The sequence below is a fragment of the Streptomyces sp. NPDC032721 genome, assembly GCF_055579625.1.
The window spans coordinates 181,726-205,667 of the sequence record NZ_JBVIMX010000002.1 but is presented as its reverse complement, the minus strand read 5'-3'; the positions used below and the strand labels follow the sequence as shown (position 1 = coordinate 205,667).

At 68.9% G+C, this 23,942-nt stretch carries 19 protein-coding genes and 2 tRNA genes; 4 read left to right on the top strand and 17 right to left on the bottom strand.

Translation table 11 applies throughout. The annotated features are described in order from the left end of the window. Positions 1 to 104: 104 nt before the first annotated feature. The 9 genes from ACZ5PB_RS07120 to folC all read right to left on the bottom strand — a co-directional run bounded on the left by ACZ5PB_RS07120 (position 105) and on the right by folC (position 10,823). Positions 105 to 1,658 carry a CYTH and CHAD domain-containing protein gene (locus ACZ5PB_RS07120; protein ID WP_468688550.1) on the bottom strand — a complete coding sequence of 518 codons (1,554 nt, stop codon included), beginning with the start codon at positions 1,656 to 1,658 and terminating at the stop codon, positions 105 to 107. A gap of 63 nt (positions 1,659 to 1,721) precedes the next feature. Then, on the bottom strand, positions 1,722 to 2,918 hold the full coding sequence (gene rodA, locus ACZ5PB_RS07115) for a rod shape-determining protein RodA (RefSeq protein ID WP_468688548.1): 1,197 nt from the start codon (positions 2,916 to 2,918) through the stop codon (positions 1,722 to 1,724). 1 nt (position 2,919) lies between these two features. After that, positions 2,920 to 5,202 (bottom strand): penicillin-binding protein 2, encoded by a 2,283-nt coding sequence (gene mrdA / locus ACZ5PB_RS07110; RefSeq protein WP_468688546.1) that lies wholly within the window; start codon positions 5,200 to 5,202, stop codon positions 2,920 to 2,922. Beyond that, positions 5,199 to 5,864 (bottom strand): rod shape-determining protein MreD, encoded by a 666-nt coding sequence (gene mreD / locus ACZ5PB_RS07105; protein ID WP_468688544.1) that lies wholly within the window; start codon positions 5,862 to 5,864, stop codon positions 5,199 to 5,201. Before mreD ends, mrdA begins: the two co-directional genes overlap by 4 nt. A 12-nt stretch (positions 5,865 to 5,876) precedes the next feature. Beyond that, positions 5,877 to 6,887 (bottom strand): rod shape-determining protein MreC, encoded by a 1,011-nt coding sequence (mreC, locus tag ACZ5PB_RS07100; protein ID WP_468688543.1) that lies wholly within the window; start codon positions 6,885 to 6,887, stop codon positions 5,877 to 5,879. A 102-nt stretch (positions 6,888 to 6,989) separates the two neighbouring features. Continuing rightward, positions 6,990 to 8,009 (bottom strand): rod shape-determining protein, encoded by a 1,020-nt coding sequence (locus ACZ5PB_RS07095; protein ID WP_185026424.1) that lies wholly within the window; start codon positions 8,007 to 8,009, stop codon positions 6,990 to 6,992. Positions 8,010 to 8,362: 353 nt separating this feature from the next. Beyond that, positions 8,363 to 8,776 carry a nucleoside-diphosphate kinase gene (gene ndk / locus ACZ5PB_RS07090; protein ID WP_468688542.1) on the bottom strand — a complete coding sequence of 138 codons (414 nt, stop codon included), beginning with the start codon at positions 8,774 to 8,776 and terminating at the stop codon, positions 8,363 to 8,365. A 174-nt stretch (positions 8,777 to 8,950) separates the two neighbouring features. Further along, positions 8,951 to 9,298 (bottom strand): DUF4233 domain-containing protein, encoded by a 348-nt coding sequence (locus ACZ5PB_RS07085; protein WP_468688540.1) that lies wholly within the window; start codon positions 9,296 to 9,298, stop codon positions 8,951 to 8,953. A 7-nt stretch (positions 9,299 to 9,305) separates the two neighbouring features. Next, a complete protein-coding gene (gene folC, locus ACZ5PB_RS07080; RefSeq protein ID WP_468688538.1) occupies positions 9,306 to 10,823 on the bottom strand; it encodes a bifunctional tetrahydrofolate synthase/dihydrofolate synthase in 1,518 nt (505 codons plus the stop codon). 130 nt (positions 10,824 to 10,953) lie between these two features. Here folC and ACZ5PB_RS07075 point away from each other — a divergent pair, with 130 nt between their 5' ends. Next, complete coding sequence (locus ACZ5PB_RS07075; protein WP_468688536.1) at positions 10,954 to 12,015, top strand: rod shape-determining protein; 1,062 nt, start codon at positions 10,954 to 10,956, stop codon at positions 12,013 to 12,015. A gap of 30 nt (positions 12,016 to 12,045) precedes the next feature. On the opposite strand, the gene ACZ5PB_RS07070 is transcribed toward ACZ5PB_RS07075, so the two are convergent. Both ACZ5PB_RS07070 and ACZ5PB_RS07065 read right to left on the bottom strand, forming a co-directional pair. After that, positions 12,046 to 13,203 carry a sensor histidine kinase gene (locus ACZ5PB_RS07070; protein ID WP_468688534.1) on the bottom strand — a complete coding sequence of 386 codons (1,158 nt, stop codon included), beginning with the start codon at positions 13,201 to 13,203 and terminating at the stop codon, positions 12,046 to 12,048. A gap of 140 nt (positions 13,204 to 13,343) precedes the next feature. After that, the gene (locus ACZ5PB_RS07065) at positions 13,344 to 15,965 is read right to left on the bottom strand and encodes a valine--tRNA ligase (RefSeq protein ID WP_468688533.1); all 2,622 of its coding nucleotides are present in this window, start codon (positions 15,963 to 15,965) and stop codon (positions 13,344 to 13,346) included. A gap of 138 nt (positions 15,966 to 16,103) precedes the next feature. On the opposite strand from ACZ5PB_RS07065, the gene ACZ5PB_RS07060 reads away from it, so the two are divergent. Next, positions 16,104 to 17,078 carry a hypothetical protein gene (locus tag ACZ5PB_RS07060; protein ID WP_468688532.1) on the top strand — a complete coding sequence of 325 codons (975 nt, stop codon included), beginning with the start codon at positions 16,104 to 16,106 and terminating at the stop codon, positions 17,076 to 17,078. A 64-nt stretch (positions 17,079 to 17,142) separates the two neighbouring features. Here ACZ5PB_RS07060 and clpX read toward each other — a convergent pair whose 3' ends face one another. The 5 genes from clpX to ACZ5PB_RS07035 all read right to left on the bottom strand — a co-directional run bounded on the left by clpX (position 17,143) and on the right by ACZ5PB_RS07035 (position 21,958). Next, positions 17,143 to 18,441 (bottom strand): ATP-dependent Clp protease ATP-binding subunit ClpX, encoded by a 1,299-nt coding sequence (clpX, locus tag ACZ5PB_RS07055; protein WP_468688531.1) that lies wholly within the window; start codon positions 18,439 to 18,441, stop codon positions 17,143 to 17,145. A gap of 179 nt (positions 18,442 to 18,620) precedes the next feature. Further along, entirely contained in the window at positions 18,621 to 19,301 is a 681-nt protein-coding gene (locus ACZ5PB_RS07050; protein ID WP_468688529.1) for an ATP-dependent Clp protease proteolytic subunit, read from the bottom strand. Positions 19,302 to 19,350: 49 nt separating this feature from the next. Further along, positions 19,351 to 19,956 carry an ATP-dependent Clp protease proteolytic subunit gene (locus ACZ5PB_RS07045; RefSeq protein WP_468688906.1) on the bottom strand — a complete coding sequence of 202 codons (606 nt, stop codon included), beginning with the start codon at positions 19,954 to 19,956 and terminating at the stop codon, positions 19,351 to 19,353. A 344-nt stretch (positions 19,957 to 20,300) separates the two neighbouring features. Continuing rightward, positions 20,301 to 21,701, bottom strand: a complete 1,401-nt coding sequence (tig, locus tag ACZ5PB_RS07040) for a trigger factor (RefSeq protein ID WP_468688527.1) — start codon at positions 21,699 to 21,701, stop codon at positions 20,301 to 20,303. A gap of 180 nt (positions 21,702 to 21,881) precedes the next feature. Further along, positions 21,882 to 21,958 (bottom strand) — tRNA-Pro (locus tag ACZ5PB_RS07035). Positions 21,959 to 22,101: 143 nt separating this feature from the next. On the opposite strand from ACZ5PB_RS07035, the gene ACZ5PB_RS07030 reads away from it, so the two are divergent. Beyond that, positions 22,102 to 22,172 (top strand) — tRNA-Gly (locus ACZ5PB_RS07030). Positions 22,173 to 22,239: 67 nt separating this feature from the next. Here the strand turns inward: ACZ5PB_RS07030 and ACZ5PB_RS07025 are convergent. Beyond that, a complete protein-coding gene (locus ACZ5PB_RS07025; protein WP_468688526.1) occupies positions 22,240 to 22,434 on the bottom strand; it encodes a hypothetical protein in 195 nt (64 codons plus the stop codon). Between the two features lie 227 nt (positions 22,435 to 22,661). Here ACZ5PB_RS07025 and ACZ5PB_RS07020 point away from each other — a divergent pair, with 227 nt between their 5' ends. Then, positions 22,662 to 23,912, top strand: coding sequence for an acyltransferase family protein (locus tag ACZ5PB_RS07020; protein ID WP_468688524.1), 1,251 nt, complete (start codon positions 22,662 to 22,664; stop codon positions 23,910 to 23,912). Positions 23,913 to 23,942 lie beyond the last annotated feature (30 nt).

The window sequence follows — 23,942 nt, the reverse complement described above, 5'->3', positions numbered from 1 at the left end:
GCCTAACTCGGGTTGGCGGTGCGGATTGCACGGGCGGGGGCCGGGGGCCGCCGACAAGGGAGGATCCCGCCCCGGTCCGCCCGCCCGTCAGGCCCCCGCGCCCCTCACACCCCCAGCCACCCCACCGCCTTCTTCCCGCTCGCCTTCTCCCACACCCTCGCCAGCTCCCGCTCGCACTCCTGTGCCGCCGCCTCCTCCTGCCCGTACAGCAGCCCCCAGACGAACGCCGTCTCCCCCGCCGCGTGTGCCTGGACGGCCAGGTTCCGCAGTTCGGTGCGGGCGACCACGCTGTCCTGGTGCTCGCCCAGCACGCCTTGCAGGGCCTTGACCCGTTTGCGGAGGCGGTCGGCGGGTTTGCCCAGGACGGGGCGTGCGGATTCGGCGGCGTAGCGCAGCCGTTTCGCGGCCTTCCTGGCCTCGTGCATGGCGACGTCGCGCGCGGTGCCCGGGGGCAGGGACAGGGCGTGGGTGGTACGGGTGGCCAGGCGGGCGTGGTCCTTGGCCAGGATGCCGGGCAGGACGTCCGCCGCGTTCCGTCCTGCCGCCTTGCGCAGCGGCGGGTCCGCCAGGAGGGCGTCGAGGGAGAGCAGCAGGTCCAGGTAGCGGCGGGAGTTCAGTGCGGCCAGCGTTCTGCGGCGGGAGCCGCTGCGCCGGGCGACCGACCAGATGCGCAGCCTGCCGCGTACCGGGCCCAGGAGCAGGGTGCGCGGCACGGCGGCGATCCGTTCCTGGAGGCGGGCGTGCAGCACCTCCTGGTCGCGGTCGACCCCCAGCTCCCCCGCCAGCCACTTGAGTTCCTCGCCGATCGGGTCGGTGACGGTGCGGTCCAAGACCTTCCGGTACGTCTTGAAGGCGCTGCGCATCCGGCGGGTGGCCACCCGCAGCTGGTGGACCGAGTCGGGCAGGTCGCGCCGTACGGCGGGGTCGTAGGCGACGATCGCCTCGGCCTGGGCCCGCAGGTAGGCGAGGACCTGTCCCCCGGCGGTGTCACCGGCCCCGGAGGCCGCCGGGCCGGGCTCCCGCGAGGGCCCTCCCCCGGTCTCCTCCAGGGCCCGTGCCAGCTTCGACGGGGACGCCGAGGGCCGCACCCCCGCCTTGCGCAGTCGTTTCTCCACCGCGTCCAGGAAGGCCACTTCGCCCTCGTCGGCGAGTTCCACCTCGATCTCGGTCCAGGAGGCGGACACTTCCTCGCCGCCGCCCAGCCGTTGTGCGTGCACCGAGTCCACGCTGACCTCGGCGAGCGGTTCCCCCGCCGCGTCCAGCAGGTGGCGTACCCGGCGCGACGACCTCAGCCGTACGACGGGGGCCAGTGGCGCTCCCCTGGTGCGTGCCCGCACCAGCCCGGCCAGTACGCGCGGGACCTCGCCGCCGGTGGCTCCCAGGGGGGCGCGGATCTCGTCCCGTACGTCCGGGGAGACGGGGAGTTTGAGGTGCCAGCCCGCGTCGTCGCCGCCGGTGCGGCGGCGCAGGGTCATCGCGTGGGCGGCGAGCGCCAGGTCGTCGGTGTCGTAGTAGAGGGCGTCGAGTTCCGCCGTGCCCTCGTCGCGGACGGACGAAACCCCGGCCACCTTGAGGAAGTCGGGCAGCCGGGGTTCTTCGCCGGGGGGTGTCGTAGTGGCTTCGTACTTTCGCTCGATCTCGCGCTTCGTGTCCGCCATGACATGAATCTAGATGCCGTACGGGCTGTCAGACAGTCCCCCCGGCGGGGCGGGGAGCGGGGACTATGCGGTTATCGGCCGCTGCACCCTGATCGACTGGAGCAGTCCGATGGCCACCCAGACCGCGAACATGGACGATCCGCCGTAGGAGACGAAGGGCAGTGGCAGTCCGGCGACGGGCATGATGCCCAGCGTCATGCCGATGTTCTCGAAGGACTGGAAGGCGAACCAGGCGATGATGCCGGCGGCGACGATCGTGCCGTAGAGCTCGGTGGTCTCGCGGGCGATGCGGCAGGCCCGCCACAGGACGACGCCGAGCAGGACGAGGATCGCTCCGGCGCCCAGGAAGCCGAGTTCCTCGCCCGCGACGGTGAAGACGAAGTCGGTCTGCTGCTCGGGGACGAACTGTCCGGTGGTCTGCGACCCCTTGAAGAGTCCCGTCCCGAACAGGCCGCCCGAGCCGATCGCGATGCGCGCCTGGTTGGTGTTGTAGCCGACGCCCGCCGGGTCGAGGTCGGGGTTGGCGAAGGCGGCGAAGCGGTTGATCTGGTACTCGTCCAGCAGGCCGAGGACGGCGACCAGCACGGCGCCGAGCATACCCGCGCCGACCAGGCCGAACACCCACCTGTTGGAGGCGCCCGACGCCAGCAGCACCCCCAGGATGATCATGGCGATGACCATGACGGAGCCGAGGTCCGGCATCAGCATGATGATCATGATCGGCACGACGGCGAGGCCCAGCGACTTCAGTACGGTGCGGTGGTCGGGGTGGGCCTGGTCGCCCGCGTCGACCCGGGCGGCGAGCATCATCGCCATGCCCAGGATGATCGTGATCTTGGTGAATTCGGACGGCTGGAGCGAGAAGCCGCCGCCGATGACGATCCACGCGTGCGCGCCGTTGACGGTCGCGCCGAGCGGGGTGAGCACGGCGAGCACCAGGACGACGGACAGCCCGTAGAGGACCGGGACGGCGCCGCGCAGGGTGCGGTGGCCGAGCCAGATGGTGGCGACCATCAGGGCGAAGCCGATGCCGGTGTTCATCAGGTGACGCAGGAGGAAGTAGTACGGGTCGCCGTGGTTGAGGGTGTCGCGGCCCCGGGTGGCGGACCAGACGAGCAGCGAGCCGATGCCGGACAGGGCCAGTGCGGACAGCAGCAGCGGCCAGTCGAGCCTGCGGACGAGGGAGTCGCGGGCGGTGAGTCGGGCGAACGCCCCCCGCTCGGGGGTGTACCGCTTGACGGAGAAGCCGTGGGTGCTCATGTCAGTCCCCCACTGGCTGGTAGACGTCACCGGTGTTGCCAGGGCCGTTTCCGGGACCGTTGCCCGGTCCCGTGCCGTTGACGGGGTTGCGGCCGGGGCCGGCGGTGTTGTTGTTGCGGCCGGGGCCGGCGGCGGGCGGTCCCGCGAGGGCCGGGGTGCCTTCGGCGTCCTTGGGTTCGGGCACGTACGGCTTGATGGCGGGGGCGTCGATGGAGCCGTCCGCCTCGATCTTCGGCAGGCCGCTCTGCGGCTGCGGCAGGAGTGCCTTCTTCGGGTCGAACTTGCCCGCGGCGTCCAGCCCGTACAGCGCGTTGTAGATCTTTCGCACGGCGGGACCCGAGGCGCCGGAGCCGGTGCCACCCTGCGCGATGGTCATGACGATCGAGTAGTCCTTGGTGTACGTGGCGAACCAGGAGGTGGTCTGCTTGCCGTAGACCTCGGCGGTACCCGTCTTGGCGTGCATCGGGATCTTGTCCTGGGGCCAGCCCTGGAACCTCCAGGCGGCGGTGCCCCGGGTGGCGACTCCCGCGAGGGCTTCGTCTATCAGTTTGTGGGTGGCCTGGTTCATCGGGAGCTTGCCCCTGACCTCGGGCTTGATCTCGTTGACCTGCTTGCCGTCGGCGCTGATGACGGCCTTGCCGACGGAGGGGGCGTGCAGGGTGCCGCCGTTGGCGATGGCCGCGTAGATGGACGCCATCTGGATGGGGGTGACGAGGGTGTCGCCCTGGCCGATGGAGTAGTTGACAGAGTCACCGGCGCGCATCTGGTTGCCGTCGATGCAGTTCTCGAAGGCGATCTTCTCGACGAAGCTGCCGTCCTTCTTGCCCTGCTTGCACCAGGCGTCCTTGTTGGCCGCCCAGAAGCGCTGCTTCCACTGGCGGTCGGGGACCCGTCCGGCGACCTCGTTGGGGAGGTCGATGCCGGTTTCCTTGCCCAGGCCGAACTGGTGGGCGGTCTTGTAGAACCAGTCCTTGGCGTCCTTCTTCGGCTTGGTGCCGCCGTCGCGCTGCCACTGCTGGTGGGCGAGTGCGTAGTAGACGGTGTCGCAGGAGACTTCGAGTGCGCCACCGAGGCTGATGTTGCCGTGGCCCTTGGACTCGTAGTTGGTGAAGGTCTGGCCGCCGATGGAGTACGAACTGGGGCAGGGGTAGCTGCCGTTGAAGTCGTAGCCCGCGTTGACGGCGGCGGTCGTCGGGATCACCTTGAAGATGGAGCCGGGGGCGGCCTGCGCCTGGATGCCGCGGTTCAGCAGCGGGAAGTTGGAGTCCTTCCCGGTGAGCTTGGCGTAGTCCTTGCCGGAGATGCCGCCGACCCAGGAGTTGGGGTCGTACGTCGGGTTGGACGCCATCGCGACGACCCGGCCGGTCTTGGACTCCAGGACGACGACGGCGCCCGCGTCGGCCTTGTAGTTGGTGTTGGTGTTCTTGTCGAAACCCTTGCGGGCTTCCTTCATCGCATCGAGGAGTTCGTACTCGGCGACCGCCTGCACGCGCGCGTCGATGCTGGTGACGACGTTCGATCCCGGCTTGGCCTTGTCGGCCTTGGCAAGGCCGATGACGCGGCCGAGGTTGTCGACCTCGTAGCGGGTGACTCCGGCGTTGCCGCGCAGGTACTTGTCGTACGTCCGCTCCAGTCCCGAGCGGCCGACCTGGTCGGAGCGCAGGTACGGCGAGGAACTGTCCTTGGCCTTCTCGATCTCCTGGTCGGTGACCGGCGAGAGGTAGCCGAGCACCTGGGCGGTGTTGGCCTTGCCGGGGGCTGCGTAGCGGCGCACGGCGGTGGGTTCGGCGGTGATGCCGGGGAAGTCCTCGGCGCGCTCGCGGATCTGCAGGGCCTGCTGGGTGGTGGCCTTGCTGGTGACCGGGATCGGCTGGTACGGGGAGCCGTTCCAGCAGGGCTGCGGGGTCTTGGCGTCGCAGAGACGGACCTTGTCGGCGACGTCCTTGGGCTTCATGTCGAGCACGTCGGCGAGCCGGGCGAGGACGGCCTTGCCGTCGTCCTTCATCTTCATCAGCTCGGTGCGGGACGCGGAGACGACCAGCTTGGTCTCGTTGTCGGCGAGCGGTACGCCCCGGGCGTCGAGGATGGAGCCCCGTACGGCGGGCTGGACGACCTGCTGGACGTGGTTGTTCTTCGCCTCGTTGATGTACTCCTCGCCGTTGCGGATCTGGAGGTACCAGAGGCGTCCGCCGAGGGTGAGCAGCAGGGAGAAGACCAGGACCTGGATGACGATGAGCCGGATCTGCACGCGGGGGGTGCGGCCCGTCTCGGGAATGTTGCTCACAGGCGCTTCACTCCCTTGATGCGTCCGGCGCGCTGGGCGCGGTTGCGGGCGGCGCGCATGCGCAGGCCGCCCTTCTGCTGGCCGATGCGCAGTCCGGTGCCGGAGGAGAGCCAGCCGGAGGAGACGTCGGCGCCGGAGGACGAGGTTTCGGACAAGGGGTCGTTCTCGGCGCGTCTGGCGAGCGCCATGATGCCGGGGACGACGAACGGGGCGAGCAGCAGGTCGTAGAGGGCGGCGGTGAACAGCAGCCCGCCCAGGCCCACGTGGCGTGCCGCGGTGTCGCCGACGAGCGAGCCGACGCCCGCGTACAGCAGGGTGGAGCCGATCGCGGCGGCCACCACGACGAGCATCGGGGCGGTGGCGGAGCGCAGGCGTCCGTTCTCGGGCTTGGCGAGTCCGGCGAGGTAGCCGATGACGCACAGGACGAGTGCGTAGCGGCCGGCCGCGTGGTCGGCGGGCGGGGCGAGGTCGGCGAGGAGTCCCGCGCCGAAGCCGATGAGGGCGCCGCCGACGTGTCCGTAGACGAAGGCCAGTCCGAGGACGACGAGGAGGGTGAGGTCGGGTACGGCGCCGGGCAGCTGGAGTCTGGCGAGGACGGTGACCTGGATGACCAGGGCCACGACCACCAGGGTGGCGGAGAGCAGAATCCGGTTGAAGCGCATCTGGTTCAGCTCCTACTGGCCGTCGGGGTTGCCGTTGTTGGCCGCGCCGTCGGGGTTTGCGTTGCCGTTGACATTGCCATTGTTGGCACCGTCGCCGTTGTTCTGGCCGTTGTCGTTCGGCGGTTTGGGAGTGACCGTGACGGTGACCGTCGGGGCGGGCGTGGGCTTGTTCGGCAGGACGGTGTCGCGGGGGTCGGTGCGCGGGGCCTGGACGACGACGCCGACGATGTCCAGCTTGGTGAAGCCGACGTACGGGCGGACGTAGACGGTCCGGGTCAGGTCGCCGCCGGACGGGTCGACCCGTACGACCTCGCCGACCGGCACTCCGGGCACGAAGGGCTTGGCGGCGCGCGAGCCGAAGGTCACCAGCCGGTCGCCGGGCTTGACCTTGGCCTTGCCGTTGAGGAACTGGACGCTGAGCGGGCGGTCGCCGCCGCCGGTCGCGAAGCCGAGTTCGTTGGTCTTCTCCATGCGGGTGCCGACGGTGAACTTGGGGTCGTTGGCGAGCAGCACGGTCGAGGTGTCGGGGCCGACGGTGGTGACCCGGCCGACGAGCCCGTCCGAGTTGAGGACGGTCATGTCGCGCTGGATGCCGTCGTTGCTGCCGACGTCGACGGTGACGGTCCAGGAGAAGCCCTGGGCCGCTCCTATGGCGATGACTTCGGCGCCCTTGATTCCGTACTGTCCGGCGCCGGCCTTCTTCAGCATGCCGTCCAGTTCGCGCACCCGGCTGCGGTTGCGGTCGTCACTGCCGAGGCGCTGTTTGAGCTCCTGGTTCTCCCGCTCCAGCGCCTTGACCGCGTCATGGGTCTCGCCGGAGTCGCGTACGGCGCCGATCGCGTTGCCGATCGGGTCGACCGCGGTGGCGACGCCCTTCTCCACGGGCCCGAAGACCGCGGCGGCGGCCTGGCGCGCACCGTCGACGGGCGAGTCCTCGCCGCCGCGGATGTCGACCGTGATCAGCGCGAACGCTACGGCGACCAGCAGCACCAGGAGCAGCCGGCTCTCTCGTGTGTCCCTCACGTGCGGCGGCCGTGCCTTCCTCGTCGGAAAAATATGTGCGTGTATATCAACGATCCGCCGCACGGGATGGCAGTCCCGTACGGCGGATTTCCCCTGCGCGTACTATCTGCGCGGCTGGGCGTCCAGTACCTGCTGGAGGGCCTCGAACTCCTCCACGCACTTGCCGGATCCGAGCGCGACGGAGTCCAGCGGGTCCTCGGCGATGTGGATCGGCATGCCGGTTTCGCGGCGCAGCCGCTCGTCCAGGCCGCGGAGCAGGGCGCCGCCGCCGGTGAGGACGATGCCCCGGTCCATGACGTCGCCGGAGAGCTCGGGCGGGCACTTGTCGAGCGTCGTCTTCACGGCGTCGACGATCGCGTTGACCGGCTCCTCGATGGCCTTGCGCACTTCGGCGGCGGAGATGACGACGGTCTTGGGGAGTCCGGAGACGAGGTCGCGGCCGCGGATCTCGGTGTGCTCGTCCTTGTCGAGGTCGTACGCCGAACCGATGGTGATCTTGATCTGTTCGGCGGTCCGCTCGCCGAGGAGGAGGGAGTACTCCTTCTTGATGTGCTGGATGATCGCGTTGTCGAGCTCGTCGCCGGCGACGCGGATCGACTGTGCCGTGACGATTCCTCCGAGCGAGATGACGGCGACCTCGGTGGTGCCGCCGCCGATGTCCACGACCATGTTGCCGGTGGCCTCGTGGACGGGCAGGCCGGATCCGATGGCCGCGGCCATCGGCTCCTCGATGATGTGCACCTGACGGGCACCGGCCTGCGTGGACGCCTCGATGACGGCGCGGCGCTCGACGCCCGTGATACCGGAGGGCACACAGACGACGACGCGCGGGCGGGCCAGGTAGCGGCGCTTGTGGATCTTCAGGATGAAGTAGCGGAGCATCCGCTCGGTGATCTCGAAGTCGGCGATCACACCGTCCTTCAGGGGCCGTACGGCAACGATGTTGCCCGGCGTACGGCCGATCATCTTCTTTGCCTCGGAGCCCACGGCGAGGATTCCGCCGGTGTTGGTGTTGATGGCGACGACGGAGGGTTCGTTGAGCACGATGCCCTTGCCCCTGACGTACACCAGCGTGTTGGCGGTCCCGAGGTCGACAGCCATATCACGGCCGATGAACGACATTGGTTCCCTCTTCTTCCCCATGAGGATGCGTCGGGCCTTCCCGAGTGGAGCGTGTGATGGCTTTGGGTCGGTAGGCGAAGTGGGTGGTGCGCTGAATGCTGCGGGCGCGGTGACTTCCATCGTAGTGCCGCATGTGCGGTCACCGCGCGAGGGTCCTTCGCCATTGTGGGCGGAACACTTACCCGCCCCGGTAATGGTGACGCTGTGTCGGAGGGATGCGTTCCCTCCATCGGGATGCGTATGCCGAAGGGCGACCGAATTACTTCGGTCGCCCCAGGTCATGGACGCTGTTCGGCTGACAGTCCGTCAGAAAGGTGTCAGATGCCGCGTCCGTCGTCCGGCTGCCGTCCGGGTCAGACGAGACCGGGGAAGAACAGCTTGAGCTCGCGCTCGGCGGACTCCTCGGAGTCCGAGGCGTGGATCAGGTTCTCGCGGACGATGGTGCCGAAGTCGCCACGGATGGACCCGGGCGCCGCGGCGATCGGGTCGGTGGGACCGGCCAGCTGGCGTACGCCGTCGATGGCGCGCTCGCCCTCGACGACCAGCGCGACGATCGGTCCGGAGGACATGAAGGTGACGAGCGGCTCGTAGAAGGGCTTGCCCTTGTGCTCGCCGTAGTGCGCCTCCAGGGTGTCCTGGTCGAGGCTGCGCAGCTCCAGCGCGCTGATCGTCCAGCCGGCCTTGCGCTCGATACGGGAGATGACCTCGCCGATCAGGCCGCGGCGTACGGTGTCGGGCTTGAGCAGGACGAGGGTGCGCTGGGTCACGGTGCGGGCTCCTTGCGGGTGCGGTTGCGGTGACGGCAGATTACAGGGCCGAACGGGTGGCCCCGAGCCGGGGACTCGCCCTAGTGCGTGTCTTTCGGCTCAGGCCTGGGTCGCGGGGCTGTGCACGCCGAAAGGGCAAGCCACCCCTGGCCGACCTGATCCGGAAGACGCGCCCTAGGCGGCTTCCGCCTCCGCCTGCGCCGCCCACCTGGCCTTCGCCTCGTCGATCTTGCGGCCGTAGTGGATCGAGGCCCACCACAGTCCGCCGAAGACGGCTCCGAGGAAGAACATCAGCGGCACCCAGAAGCCGCTGACGACCAGCCCCGCCTGAAGGGCCCAGCCCAGCTGGAGCCCGCCGGGCCGCGTGATCATCCCGCACAGCAGCACGGAGAGGAGCATCGCGACGCCGCAGACCGTCCAGACGGTGGCCATCGACAGGTCGTCGGACTTCATCGCGACCAGCCCGGCGAAACCGATCACGAAGAACTCGCCGATCAGTGTGGAAGCACAGAGCGTACGCACGGATTCCTCAGCCCCTTCCCAGCAGCAGCCGGGCCTCTCCGACCGTGATCACCGATCCGGTGACCAGCACGCCGCCGCCGGAGAACTCGCCGTCCTCCTCGGCCAGGGTGATGGCCTCCTCGATGGCGTCGTCGAGCCTCGGCTCGACCTGGACGCGGTCGTCGCCGAAGACCTCGACGGCGAGGGCGGCCAGTTCGTCCACGTCCATGGAGCGCGGCGTCGAGTTCCTCGTCACCACGATCTCCGCGAAGATCGGCTCGAAGGCTTCGAGCAGGCCCCTCACGTCCTTGTCGCCGCTCGCGCCGACGACGCCGATCAGCCGGCTGAAGCTGAAGGCCTCGGTGACCGCTTCGGCCGCCGCCCGCGCGCCGGCCGGGTTGTGCGCGGCGTCCAGGACGACCGTGGGGCTGCGCCGGACGACCTCCATGCGGCCGGGTGAGGTGACCGAGGCGAACGCCTTGCGGATGGTGTCGATGTCCAGCGTGCGCGCCTGCTCGGCGCCGATGCCGAAGAACGCTTCGACCGCGGCGAGCGCGACCGCCGCGTTGTGCGCCTGGTGGGCGCCGTGCAGCGGGAGGAAGATCTCCTCGTACTCGCCGCCGAGTCCGCGCAGGGTGACCAGCTGGCCGCCGACCGCGACCTCGCGGGCGACCACGCCGAACTCCATGCCCTCGCGGGCGACCGTCGCGTCGACCGAGACGGCCTTCTTGAGCATGACCTGTGCCGCGTCGACCGGCTGCTGGGCCAGTACGACGGTGGCGTCCTGCTTGATGATCCCGGACTTCTCGCCCGCGATCTCGCCGGGCGTGGTGCCCAGGCGGTCGGTGTGGTCGAGCGAGATGGGGGTGACGACGGCGACCGTCGCGTCGATGACGTTGGTGGCGTCCCAGGTGCCGCCCATGCCGACCTCGACGACCGCCACGTCCACGGGGGCGTCGGCGAAGGCCGCGTACGCCATGCCGGTCATGATCTCGAAGAAGGAGAGGCGGTAGTCCTGCGACGCGTCGACCATCTCCACGTACGGCTTGATGTCCTGGTACGTCTCCACGAAGCGCTCGGCGCTGATCGCCGCGCCGTCCAGGCTGATGCGCTCGGTGATCGACTGCACGTGGGGGCTGGTGTAGCGGCCGGTGCGCAGTTCGAAGGCGCCGAAGAGGGCCTCGACCATGCGGGCGGTGCTGGTCTTGCCGTTGGTGCCGGTGATGTGGACGGACGGGTAGGCCTTCTGCGGCTCGCCCAGGACGTCCATCAGGGCGGCGATCCGGGTCACCGAGGGTTCGAGCTTGGTCTCGCCCCAGCGGTCCGCGAGTTCGGTCTCGACCGCCCGCAGTGCCTTGTCCACCTCCGGGTCCTGGGGGCGCGCGGGCACGGCGTCGCCGGCCGGGGCGCCGCCCTGGGTGCGCAGGGTGCGGCTGCCGGCCTCGATGACGGCGAGGTCGGGGTCGCGCTGGGTCTCGGTCCCGACGATCTCCTCGAAGGCGGAGTCGTCGTCGGCGTGGTCGTCGTGCTGGGGGAGGTCACTCACCCCGCCAGTCTACGGAGGGGGTACGACAGCGGCCGACAGGACCTTCGCCCCGTCGTCGCGGGGACCTTTTATCCCTTCCATACCGAACGGGTGTGTGACCCTGGTAGATCACGATTGGGGAGGTTTTCGAGTGAGCGACGAGACGACGCAGCCCGCCACGCGCATCCGTGGCGGTCGCGACAGCCGGGACATAGGCATCGACCTGGGTACGGCGAACACCCTGGTGTACATGCGGGGGCACGGAATCGTCCTCAACGAGCCGTCCGTGGTGGCGGTGAAGGCCGGCTCGACGACGGCGCTGGCCGTCGGCACCGAGGCCAAGGAGACCATCGGCCGCACCCCCGGTTCGATCACCGCGATCCGCCCGCTGCGGGACGGTGTGATCAGCGACTACGAGGCGGCCGAGGAGATGATCCGGCACTTCGTCCGCAAGGCGGTGCCCGGCCGCCGTCCGCGCACCCGGATGGTGGTGTGCGTGCCGAGCGGGGTGACGCCGGTGGAGCGGCGGGCCATCGTGCACGCCGCGGAGCGGGCGGGCGCCCGTGCGGTGCACCTGATCGAGGAGCCGATGGCGGCGGCGATCGGTGCCGGTCTTCCGGTGTCGTCCGCGCGGGGCTCGATGGTCGTGGACATCGGCGGCGGTACGACGGAGGTCGCGGTGATCTCACTGGGCGGCATCGTCACCGCCCAGTCGCTGCGGGTCGGCGGGGACCGGATGGACGCCGCGATCACCGCCTACGTGCGCAAGGAGCACCAGCTGCTCATCGGCGAGCGGACCGCCGAGGACATCAAGGTCGCGATCGGTTCGGCCAGGCCGGTGCCCGCGCACCCGGAGCTGGAGCAGAAGACGTTCACCGTACGGGGACGGCAGAAGGTCGGCGGTCTGCCGATGACGCTGGAACTGTCGGTGGACGAGGTGCGCGCGGCGCTGGACGAGCCCGTCGAAGCGATCATCGCCGCGGTGCGCACGACGCTGGAGGAGTGCCCGCCGGAGCTGTCGGGCGACGTGATGGAGCACGGCATCGTGCTGACCGGCGGCGGCGCGCTGCTGCCGGGTCTCGACCTGCGGATCTCGGCGGCGACCGGCATTCCGGTGCACGTGGCGGACAACCCGCTGGACTGTGTGGCGCTGGGCTCGGGCAAATGCGTGGAGGACTTCGACAACCTGCAGAAGCTGCTCGCGGCGAGCTGAGCCGTCGGTACGGCGGGAGGGGCGGGGTTGTCAGACCCCGGCGGGGAGCACCGCGATCACGCGGTACTCCCCGTCGTCGTGGTGCCCCGCCTCCAGGGTTCCGCCCATGGACAGCATCCGCTCCCCCATCGAGAAGGTGCCCGTTCCGGCGGACACGGGCTCTTTGGCGGGTACGGCGCTGGGCAGGCGGTTGGACACCTCGATGCGCAGGTGTACGCCGTCGAGCGCGATCCGTACCCGTACGGTTTCGCCCGGCGCGTGTTTGACGGCGTTCGTCAGGCACTCCTGGACGATCCGGTAGACGGCCGCCTGCCGCAGCGGGGAGAGCCGGACCGCCCGGGAGTCGATGTCGAGCACGACCGGGCTGCCGGCCTGCTCCCCCTCGGTGGCCAGCTCGGCGAGAGCGGCGATGCCGGGGGTGACGTCCTTCTCCTGGGCGCGCTGCACGATGATCTCGTTGAGGATGCGGTGTGCCTTGCGGGCGGTCTCGGAGAGTTCGTCGAAGTCCTTCTGGTGGGCCTCGCCACGCGCGCGTACCGCGAGCACTTCGGCCCGTACGGCGAGCAGGGTCAGTTCCCGGCCGACGAAGTCGTGCACGTCCCTGGCGACCGACGCCCGTTCCTGCTGGACGGCGTGCAGGGCCGCGGTGTGCCCCTTCTGCACTTCCAGTTCGCGTACGAGGTCCTGCCGGTAGGCGGCCACGCCGGCTCCGGCGGCGAGTACGCCGATGGGCACGATGAGGCTCAGGAACTCCACGAGGGTGTCGGACTGTTTCTCGGGCCACCGCTGAAGCAGGAACAGCACGTACGCGAAGACCACGTACCCCAGCGTCGCCATGGTCGCGGCGGCCCGCCCCCGGTAGCGGCCGACCTTGTACAGGGCGAACTGGATCAGGGTGAGCTCGTGCAGCCAGCCCATCAGGCCGAGCGCGACGACGTACGGGATCCAGGGGAACCGGCGGCACAGCAGCAGTGAGCTCGCGCCGAGGGCCAGGACGGCGGTGGCGGAGAGGCCGTTGAGCGCGTTGTCGGCCTCGGCGAGGCCGGGTACGTCCAGCAGCATCAGGCCGAAACAGAGCAGCGGGACCAGCAGGTCCACGGTGCGCGGGTGGACGGTGCGGCCGTCCAGCCAGCGTCGGCCCGCCGCCCAGGCCCGGGGTACCGGCGTGGCGGTGGGCTTGTCGTGCATACGCTCCATCATGCAGGGCCTTTCGCCCCGACTCGACGGACTTCCGTCCTGTTATGCGTGATTTGGGGCACTCGCCGGGCGGCAGCACGAGGGCCCCGCACCGGATCCGGTGCGGGGCCCTCGGAGTGTCGTCGCGCTGCCTACTGGACGGGCAGTGCCTCGATCTGCGCGCTGATGCGGGCGATGTCGGACTCCGCCTTGGTGAGCCGGCCGCGGATCTTGTCCACGACGTTGTCGGGCGCCTTGGCGAGGAAGGCCTCGTTGCCCAGCTTGGCGTTGGCCTGGACGACCTCCTTCTTGGCGGCCTCCAGGTCCTTGGTCAGGCGCTTGCGCTCGGCCTCGACGTCGATGGTGCCGGACAGGTCCAGCTCGACCTTGGCGCCGGCCACCGGCAGCGAGGCGGTGGCGTGGAAGCCGTCCTCGGCGGGCTGCAGGCGCAGCAGCTGGCGGATGGCGGCCTCGTGCGGGGCGAGCGCGGTGCCGGTCAGCTCCAGCCGGGCGGGAACCTTCTGGCCGGGCTGCAGGCCCTGGTCCGAGCGGAACCGGCGGACCTCGGTGACGACCTCCTGGACGAGGGCGATCTCCTTCTCGGCGTCCGCGTCGCGGAAACCGGAGTCCTTGGGCCAGTCGGCGACGACGAGGGACTCGCCGCCGGTGAGGGTGGTCCACAGGGTCTCGGTGACGAAGGGGACGACCGGGTGCAGGATCCGCATCAGGACGTCGAGGACCTCGCCGAGGACCCGGGCGGAGACCTTCGCCTGGGCGCCGCCCGCGAAGAACGTCGTCTTGGACAGTTCGACGTACCAGTCGAAGACCTCGTCCCACGCGAAGTGGAAGAGGGCGTCGGAGAGCTTGGCGAACTGGTAGTCGTCGTAGAGGGCGTCGACTTCGGCGACCGTGGCGTTGAGCCGGGAGAGGATCCACCGGTCGGTCGCCGACATCTCCTCGGCGGGCGGCAGCGGGCCCTCGACGGTCGCGCCGTTCATCATCGCGAACCGGGTGGCGTTCCAGATCTTGTTGGCGAAGTTGCGGGACGCCTGGACCCAGTCCTCGCCGATCGGGACGTCGACGCCCGGGTTGGCGCCGCGCGCCAGGGTGAAGCGCAGGGCGTCGGAGCCGTACTTGTCCATCCAGTCGAGCGGGTTGACGACGTTGCCGAAGGACTTCGACATCTTCTTGCCGTTCTCGTCCCGGACCATGCCGTGGAACGCGATCGTGCGGAAGGGGACGTCGTCCATGGCGTACAGGCCGAACATCATCATCCGGGCGACCCAGAAGAACATCAGGTCGTAGCCGGTGACCAGGACGGAGTTCGGATAGAACTTCTCCAGCGACTGGGTCTTCTCCGGCCAGCCCAGCGTCGAGAACGGCCACAGGCCCGAGGAGAACCAGGTGTCGAGGACATCTGTGTCCTGGTGCCAGCCCTCGCCGGTGGGCGCCTCGTCGTTCGGTCCGACGCAGACCATTTCGCCGTCGGGGCCGTGCCAGACGGGGATGCGGTGGCCCCACCACAGCTGGCGGGAGATGCACCAGTCGTTGAGGTTGTCGACCCAGTCGAAGTAGCGCTGGGTCATGTCTGCCGGGTGGATGTTGACGCGGCCGTCGCGGACCGCGTCACCGGCGGCCTTGGCGAGGGTGTCGACCTTGACCCACCACTGCATCGACAGGCGCGGCTCCAGCGTGGTCTTGCAGCGGGAGCAGTGGCCGACGGAGTGGACGTACGGGCGCTTCTCGGCGACGATCCGGCCCTCCGCGCGCAGGGCGGCGACGATCGCGGAACGGGCCTCGAAGCGGTCCAGGCCCTGGAAGGGGCCGGGGGTGATGATGACGCCGCGCTCGTCCAGGACCTGGATGGTCTCCAGGTCGTGGCGCTGGCCGATGGCGAAGTCGTTCGGGTCGTGGGCGGGGGTCACCTTGACCGCGCCGGTGCCGAACTCGGGGTCGACGTGGGTGTCGGCGACGACCGGGATGGTGCGGTCGGTGAGCGGCAGCTTGATCTGCTTGCCGATCAAGCGGGCGTAGCGCTCGTCGTCGGGGTGGACGGCGATGGCGGTGTCGCCGAGCATCGTCTCGGCGCGGGTCGTCGCGACGACGATGGTGTCCTCGCCCTCGCCGTACTTCATGGAGACGAGTTCGCCGTTGTCGTCCTGGTAGTCGACCTCGATGTCGGAGATGGCCGTCAGACAGCGCGGGCACCAGTTGATGATGCGCTCGGCGCGGTAGATCAGGCCGTCGTCGTACATCTTCTTGAAGACGGTCTGGACGGCCTTGGACAGGCCCTCGTCCATGGTGAAGCGGTCGCGGGACCAGGCCAGGCCCTCGCCGAGGCGGCGCATCTGTCCGGCGATCTGACCGCCGGACTCGGCCTTCCACTCCCAGACGCGCTCGACGAACTTCTCGCGGCCCAGGTCGTGGCGGGACTTGCCGTCCTTGGCGAGTTCGCGCTCGACGACGTTCTGGGTGGCGATGCCCGCGTGGTCCATGCCGGGCTGCCACAGCGTCTCGTAGCCCTGCATGCGCTTGCGGCGGGTGAGGGCGTCGATCAGCGTGTGCTCGAAGGCGTGGCCCAGGTGCAGGCTGCCGGTGACGTTCGGCGGCGGGATGACGATGGTGTACGGGGGCTTGTCGCTGGAGGCGTCGGCCTCGAAGTAACCGCGTTCTACCCAGCGCTCGTACAGCGGCCCCTCTACGGCGGCCGGCGTGTAGGTCGTCGGCAATTCGGAGGTGGATGCGGGCTGCGGAGTCTGAGAGTTCTCGGTCACGCGGCCAGTTTAGAGGGCCCGGAGCACCACTTCGAAACGCGTTTCTTTGGTAACAGTGCGGCCCCCGGCAGCCCACTGACCACACCCGTCCGCCAGGATGTTCGGGACGCATAAGCATCTGGAGGGGAACCCCGTTACATGAGCTACAACCAGCCGGGCCCGTACGGCGGCCAGCAGCCGCAGCAGCCGAACCCGTACGGCGGCCAGCCGGGTCCCTACGGCCAGCAGCCGCCGCAGGGCCAGCCTGGTTACGGGTACCCCCAGCAGGCACCGCCCGCCCAGCCGCAGTACGGCTACCCGCAGCAGCCGCAGCAGCCCCAGTACGGGCAGCAGCCGGGCCCGTACGGCCAGCCGCAGCAGCCGCAGTACGGCCAGCAGCCCCCGCAGGGCCCGTACGGCCAGCAGCCGTACCCGGGCGGCGGCGAGGCGCCGAAAAAGAAGAAGACGGGCCTGATCGTGGGCCTCGTGGTGGTGGTCGCGGCAGCGGGCGCGGGTGCGTACTTCTTCCTCGGCGGCGGAGTCAAGGACGACGGCCCGCACAAGCTGACGACGCCGGCGACGGTGCTGGGCGGCGAGCTCAAGCGCACGGGCAAGGAGTCCACGGACGAGAAGGACGAGGAGGGGACGAAGATGTTCACCGCCGCCGGAGTCAAGGACTTCAAGATGGTGAGCGGGAGCTACTCGGACCTCGACAAGTCCGCGCTCAATCCCAGTGACCCGTCCTCGCTGGAGAAGGCGAAGAAGGCCAAGTTGCAGGTGCTCACGGGCGCCTGGGGCACCATCGACGACCCCGAGAAGGCGCTCGATTCCTTCTTCGCCCAGATGAAGTCCTCGAACGAGGCCGCCAAGGCGAAGGGCAAGAAGGGCACCTCGGAGTTCGTCGGCAGCCCCGTTTCGGTCAGCCCCTCCAGCCTCGACGGCGCCCTCATGAAGTGCCAGACGGTGAAGGGGCAGAACGCCCTGGGCCAGCCCCAGGAGGGCACCGTCTGCGCCTGGGCCGACTACAGCACGATCGCCATGGGTTCCAGCAGTGTCGCCCAGGTGTCGCTGGCCAGGGACGACGCTGCCGAGCAGCTCGCCAAGGTCCGCAGCGAGGTCCGCGTCAAGAAGTGAACCGACGCGAGGGCCCGGCCAGTTGAAGCAACTGGCCGGGCCCTCGTGCGTGTGCTCCGAAGAGTTACGCGGACTTCTCGTGACGGCCGCCGTCACCCTTGCCGATGATGCGCGGCTCGCGCGGTACCAGGGTGGGGTTCACGTTGGAGTGGACGACCTCCTCGGTGATGACCACGCGGGCGACGTCCTTGCGGGACGGGACCTCGTACATCACCGACTGGAGGACCTCCTCCATGATGGCGCGCAGACCGCGCGCACCCGTGCCGCGCAGGATGGCCTGGTCGGCGATGGCTTCGAGGGCCGGGAGGTCGAAGTCGAGCTCCACGCCGTCGAGTTCGAAGAGGCGCTGGTACTGCTTGACCAGTGCGTTGCGCGGCTCGACGAGGATCTTGAGCAGGGCCTCACGGTCCAGGTTGTGCACGGAAGTGATCACCGGCAGACGGCCGATGAACTCCGGGATCATCCCGAACTTCACCAGGTCCTCGGGCATGATCTCGGAGAACTGGTCGCTGGCCTGGATCTCGCGCTTGGAGCGGATCGTCGCGCCGAAGCCGATGCCCTTGGCGCCGGCCCGGGACTCGATGATCTTCTCCAGGCCGGAGAAGGCGCCGCCCACGATGAACAGCACGTTCGTCGTGTCGATCTGGATGAACTCCTGGTGCGGGTGCTTGCGCCCGCCCTGCGGCGGCACCGAGGCCGTGGTGCCTTCGAGGATCTTCAGGAGGGCCTGCTGGACGCCTTCGCCCGATACGTCGCGCGTGATCGACGGGTTCTCGCTCTTGCGGGCGACCTTGTCGATCTCGTCGATGTAGATGATGCCGGTCTCGGCCTTCTTGACGTCGTAGTCGGCCGCCTGGATGAGCTTCAGGAGGATGTTCTCGACGTCCTCGCCGACGTAGCCGGCCTCGGTGAGGGCGGTGGCGTCGGCGATGGCGAAGGGCACGTTCAGCATACGGGCGAGGGTCTGCGCGAGCAGGGTCTTGCCGGAGCCGGTCGGGCCGAGCAGCAGGATGTTGGACTTGGCGAGCTCGATCGCGTCCTCGCGGCCCGCACCGCCGCCGTTCTCACCGGCCTGGACGCGCTTGTAGTGGTTGTAGACCGCCACCGAGAGGGCCTTCTTCGCGGGCTCCTGCCCGACGACGTACCCCTCCAGGAACTCGTAGATCTCACGAGGCTTGGGGAGCTCCTCCCAGCGGACCTCGCTGGTCTCGGCGAGCTCCTCCTCGATGATCTCGTTGCAGAGGTCGATGCACTCGTCGCAGATGTACACACCGGGACCTGCGATGAGCTTCTTCACCTGCTTCTGGCTCTTTCCGCAGAACGAGCACTTCAGCAGGTCTCCGCCGTCACCGATGCGTGCCACGAGGTGAATCCCCTTCGCCTGGGAGCCGCCGGGTTCAGCGGCTCCTGGTGCCTCAATCTTCGACGGTACCTTGCCCGACCCCCCGTTCGGGCCCCCCTTGGCACGGTTCACGCGTACGCGGACGCGGCGTGCGCCGTACCAAGGGGTGGGCAGGGCCCGTTACTTCACGTGCCCGGGGGTCAGGCCGCGGCGGCTGCCGTGGACTTGCGGGTCGAGACGATCTGGTCGACCAGGCCGTACGCCAGGGCGTCCTCGGCCGTGAGGATCTTGTCGCGCTCGATGTCGTCGCGGATCTTCTCGATGGGCGTGGTGGAGTGCTTCGCGAGCAGGTCCTCCAGCTGGGTCCGCATCCGCAGGATCTCCCGGGCGGCGATCTCCAGGTCGGAGAGCTGCTCGCGGCCGGTCTGCGAGGACGGCTGGTGGATCAGCACACGGGCGTTGGGAAGTGCCATGCGCTTGCCCGGCGTACCGGCGGCGAGCAGGACGGCGGCGGCGGAGGCCGCCTGGCCCATGCAGACCGTCTGGATGTCGGGCTTCACGAACTGCATCGTGTCGTAGATCGCGGTGAGCGCCGTGAAGGAGCCGCCGGGCGAGTTGATGTAGATCGAGATGTCGCGGTCGGGGTCCATCGACTCCAGGCACAGCAGCTGTGCCATGACGTCGTTGGCGGATGCGTCGTCGATCTGCACGCCGAGGAAGATCACGCGCTCCTCGAAGAGCTTCGCGTACGGGTCGTACTCGCGCACGCCCTGCGAGGTGCGCTCGACGAAGCGCGGGACGATGTAGCGGCTGTCCACCTGAGGGCCGGTGTAGAGGCCGTTGTCAGGGGCGGAGAAGTTGCTCATGTGGGTGTTCACCATCCTGGTGGCGTTCTTCTGGGCTGGGTTGCGGAGCAGTGGCAGTCGGGGCTCAGGCCCCGGTGCCGCCGCCGCCCGGAACACCCGAAGCAGCGGAGATGATCTCGTCGATGAGGCCGTACTCCTTGGCCTCGTCCGCCGTGTACCAGCGGTCGCGGTCGCCGTCGCGGATGATCGTCTCGACGGTCTGGCCGGAGTGCCTGGCGGTGATCTCCGCCATCCGCGTCTTGGTACGCAGCAGGTACTCGGCCTGGATCTTGATGTCCGAGGCCGTACCACCGATGCCGGCCGAACCCTGGTGCATCAGGATGTCGGTGTTCGGGAGCGCGAAGCGCTTGCCCGCGGCGCCGCCGGTCAGCAGGAACTGGCCCATGGAGGCCGCCATTCCCATGCCGATGGTGACCACGTCGTTCGGGATGTACTGCATGGTGTCGTAGACCGCCATGCCCGCCGTCACCGAGCCGCCGGGGCTGTTGATGTAGAGGTAGATGTCCTTCTCCGGCTCTGCGGCCAGGAGGAGCAGCTGCGCCGTGATCTTGTTCGCGATGTCGTCGTCGACCTGCTGGCCGAGGAAGATGATGCGCTCGCCAAGGAGTCGGCTGTAGACCTGGTCGCCGAGGCCTCCACCGAGGGACGGCTCGCCGGCGGCGTAGGGCATCAGATTCGTCACGTATTCCACCTGCTCGTCTCTGACGGCTCCGGCCGTCTCAGCGTCTTTGTACGGGGGGTCGGGTATCCCACCCAACCCGCCTACTCATGGACCCTAACGCGCAGGTAGGACAACGCCATCCCGCTTCCCGAACTGTTCGCTCGGAGCGCAAGGTGGTGGGCTCAGGTGTACGTACGGGACGAGTGGGGCCCACGCGCGCGTGGGGGCGTCGCGCGGTACGCCCGCGCCACGCGCGCGCGGGCGGGTGTGACGGCCGGGGGTACGGCGACGGGCCCGGACGCAGCGTGTGCGTCCGGGCCCGTCGTCGTTGCTTGCTGCCGAAGGGCGGTGCCTTACTTGGCCTCGGCCTCGGCGGCGTCCTTGACGTCGCCCTCGGCGGACTCGGCGGCGGCGTCGGCCGGGGTCTCCTCGGAGACCTCTTCCTCGTCGTCGAGCTCGACGAGCTCACCGTTGGTGTCCTTGACCGTGGCGGCCTCGACGACGACCGCGAGGGCCTTGCCGCGGGCGACCTCGCCGACGAGCATCGGCACCTGGCCGCCCTCGACGACGGCCTGGGCGAACTGGTCGGGGGACATGCCGGAGGACTGCGCGCGACGCATGAGGTGCTCGGTGAGCTCCTCCTGGTTCACGTTCAGCTTCTCCTTGTTGACGAGCTCGTCGAGGATGAACTGCGTCTTGATGCCCTTGATCGCCTGCTCGGCGGTCTCGGCGTCGAACTCTTCCTCGGTCTTGCCCTGGATCTCCAGGTACTTCGCGAGGTCGATGCCCATCTGGCCGAGCTGGTGGTGCTCCAGGTTGTGCTTGCGGGTCTTGACCTCGTCCGCGAGCAGGTTCTCCGGGATCGGGACCTCGACGAGCTCGATGAGCTTGTCGAGCACGCGCTCCTGGGCCTGGGTGGCCTGGTCGTACTGCTTCATGTTCTCAAGGCGCTTGCGGCTGTCCGCCTTCAGCTCCTCCAGGGTGTCGAACTCGCTCGCCATCTGGGCGAACTCGTCGTCCAGCTCCGGGAGTTCACGGGCGGCAACGGCGGTCACCTTGACGGAGACCTCCGCGTCCTTGCCCTCGGCGGAGCCGCCCTTGAGCTGGGAGGTGAAGGTGGCCTCGCCACCGGCCTCCAGGCCCTTCACGGCCTCGTCGATGCCTTCGAGGAGCTCGCCGGAACCGATGGTGTACGAGACACCCTCGGCCACGCCGTCCTCCAGGACCTCGCCGTCGACCTTGGCCTCAAGGTCGATCGTGACGACGTCGCCGTCTTCTGCGGCGCGCTCCACCGGGTTGGTGGAGGCGAAGCGACCACGCAGGTCCTCGACAGCCTTCTCGACGTCCTCGTCGGAGACGGTGACGGCGTCGACCTCGACCTCGATGCCGGAGTAGTCCGGGATCTCGATCGACGGGCGGATGTCGACCTCGGCGGTGAAGGCCAGCAGTTCGCCGTCCTTCAGCTCCGTGATGTCGACCTCGGGCTGACCCAGCGGGTTCAGCTCACCCTCGTTGACGGCCTCGGTGTAGAACTTCGGGAGGGCGTCGTTGACGGCCTCCTCCAGAACAGCGCCACGGCCGAACCGCTGGTCGATGACTCGGTTCGGGATCTTGCCCTTGCGGAAGCCCTTCACCGTGACCTGCTGGTTGATCTTCTTGTACGCCGCGTCGAGGCTGTCCTTGAGCTCCTCGAAGGGCACCTCAATGCTGAGCCGAACCCGGGTCGGGTTCAGGGTCTCCACGGCGCTCTTCACGGTTCGGTCTCCTTGGTGGCTGACTTCTGGGGTTCTGCCGAACCGCTCAGTGGGCGGTCCTGCTGATCGAGCCCGGTATCAGACACACGGGCACGCAGCTTGCATAGTAACGGCAAGCGGACGTGCTCCCACAATGCGATCTTGTGGGTGGACCTGCTGGGGGATGTACGTGGGTCCTGCTGGTCGGGGTGGCCGGATTCGAACCGACGACCTTCCGCTCCCAAAGCGGACGCGCTACCAAGCTGCGCCACACCCCGTCGGTGCGACACGTAGGGTACATGGCCGCGAGCGCTGCGTCGGCCGCTTTACCGCCTCGTGGAACAGGGTGTGCGCCGACGCGCTCTCACCCGCTACAGTGCTGTCCGTACCCCGGTCGCTTCGGCGGCCGAGGAGTACGTGTGCGGGCGTAGCTCAATGGTAGAGCCCTAGTCTTCCAAACTAGCTACGCGGGTTCGATTCCCGTCGCCCGCTCTTGTGGCCCCCGGCCCGGTCGAGTTCGCTCGCCGGGCCGGGGGTTTTTCCGTGCGCGCACCGGGCCTCAGAAACTGATGTTGTTGAGAGTGCTGGCTATGGAGTTGAGGAAGCGCTGGATGTCGTCGGCCATGCCTGTGGAGGCGAGGAAGAAGCCGAAGAGGATGGCGACCAGCGCCGGTCCCGCCTTGAGGCTCTTTCCTCGTATCAGCACAAAGAGAACGACTGCCAACAACAGCACCACTGACAGTGAAATGGCCACAACTGATCACACCCTTGGTCGGTCCGCCTTGCCGGCCCGGGGATACACGGCCCAGTGCTTCCCCCGCCGGACCATCGTGCCACCAACACCCCATGGCTGGCTGCTGGGTGACGGACACTCGGTGGCTGGATCGCATCAGTGTTCACACTGGTCGCGCGTGGTACGGGGCGCCGGCCCTACCCCGTTGTTGCGTGACGGAAACGGACCGCGGCACTAGGGTGCCTCAAATGCTTCAGGATTCCCGTGAGCACCAGAGCGCACCGCTGCCTCCGCTGAAGGAAGCGGTTCCGGCACTCCGGCCGCTGCGGACCGCGCGCTCCGTCCGTGCCGCGCGCAAGGCGTCCGCACAGGGTGCGGCGGGGCGCGACGCGTACTTCGACAATGCGAAGTACCTGGCGATCGTGCTGGTGGCGATCGGGCACACCTGGCCGCTGGTGCTCTCCGGGAGCCGGGCGACCGAGGCGCTGTACATGCTGGTGTACGTGTTCCACATGCCGGCGTTCATCCTGATCTCCGGCTACTTCTCGCGGACCTTCGACATGCGTCCGCACAAGCTGATGCGGCTCGTTTCGAGCGTTGCCGTGCCGTACGTGGTCTTCCAGATCGTGTACTCGCTCTTCTTCTCCGTGCTGAACCACGAGCCGCTCTCCTTCCAGCTGATGTGGCCGCAGTTCCTGATGTGGTTCCTGATGGCGCTGTTCCTGTGGCGGCTGCTGACTCCGCTGTTCCTCGCGATCCGGTGGCCGGTGCAGATCTCGCTGCTGATCGCCGCCGCCGCGGCGGGGACGCCGGGCATCAGCGGGCAGTGGTCGGCGCAGCGGGTGCTGCAGTTCCTGCCGTTCTTCGTAATGGGGCTGTATCTGCGCCCCGAGCACTTCCGGCTGGTGCAGCGCTGGTCGGTGCGGTGGGCGGCGCTGGTGGTGTTCCCGGTGTCCCTGGCGGTCATGTACTGGGTGGCGCCGAAGGTGCAACTGGACTGGATCTACCGCAATCACGCCTCGCAGGACATGGATCAGCCGTGGTGGGTCGGGGCGTTGATGACGTACGCGATGTTCGGTGCGGCGCTGGTGCTCACCGCGTGCTTCCTGGCGTGGGTGCCGAGACGGCGGATGTGGTTCACGGTCCTGGGCGCGGGCACGATCGGCGGATATCTGCTGCACGGATTCGTGATCAAGTTGGCTGATTCCATGGGGGTGGTCAAGCGGTTCGAGCTCGATACTCCGCTGGGCCGGGTCGTGGTGACGGTGCTGGCGGTGCTCGTGGTGACGGTGCTGTGCACGCCGCCGGTGCGGCGGGCGCTGAAGTGGGTGGCGGAGCCGGATCTGAAGTGGTTGTTCCGGAAGGCGCCGGTGGGTGGGGCGGGTGGCGGGCCGGTTGCGGGTGCCGGTGGTGGCGCGGGTACCGGGAAGTTGGTGCAGCAGGGGGCCGAGGGCGCCCGGGACGAGACGCCGGCGGGGGCGGGGGCCGGGGCGCGCTGAGTGCTCCCGGCTGGGCCCCATCATCGGCTT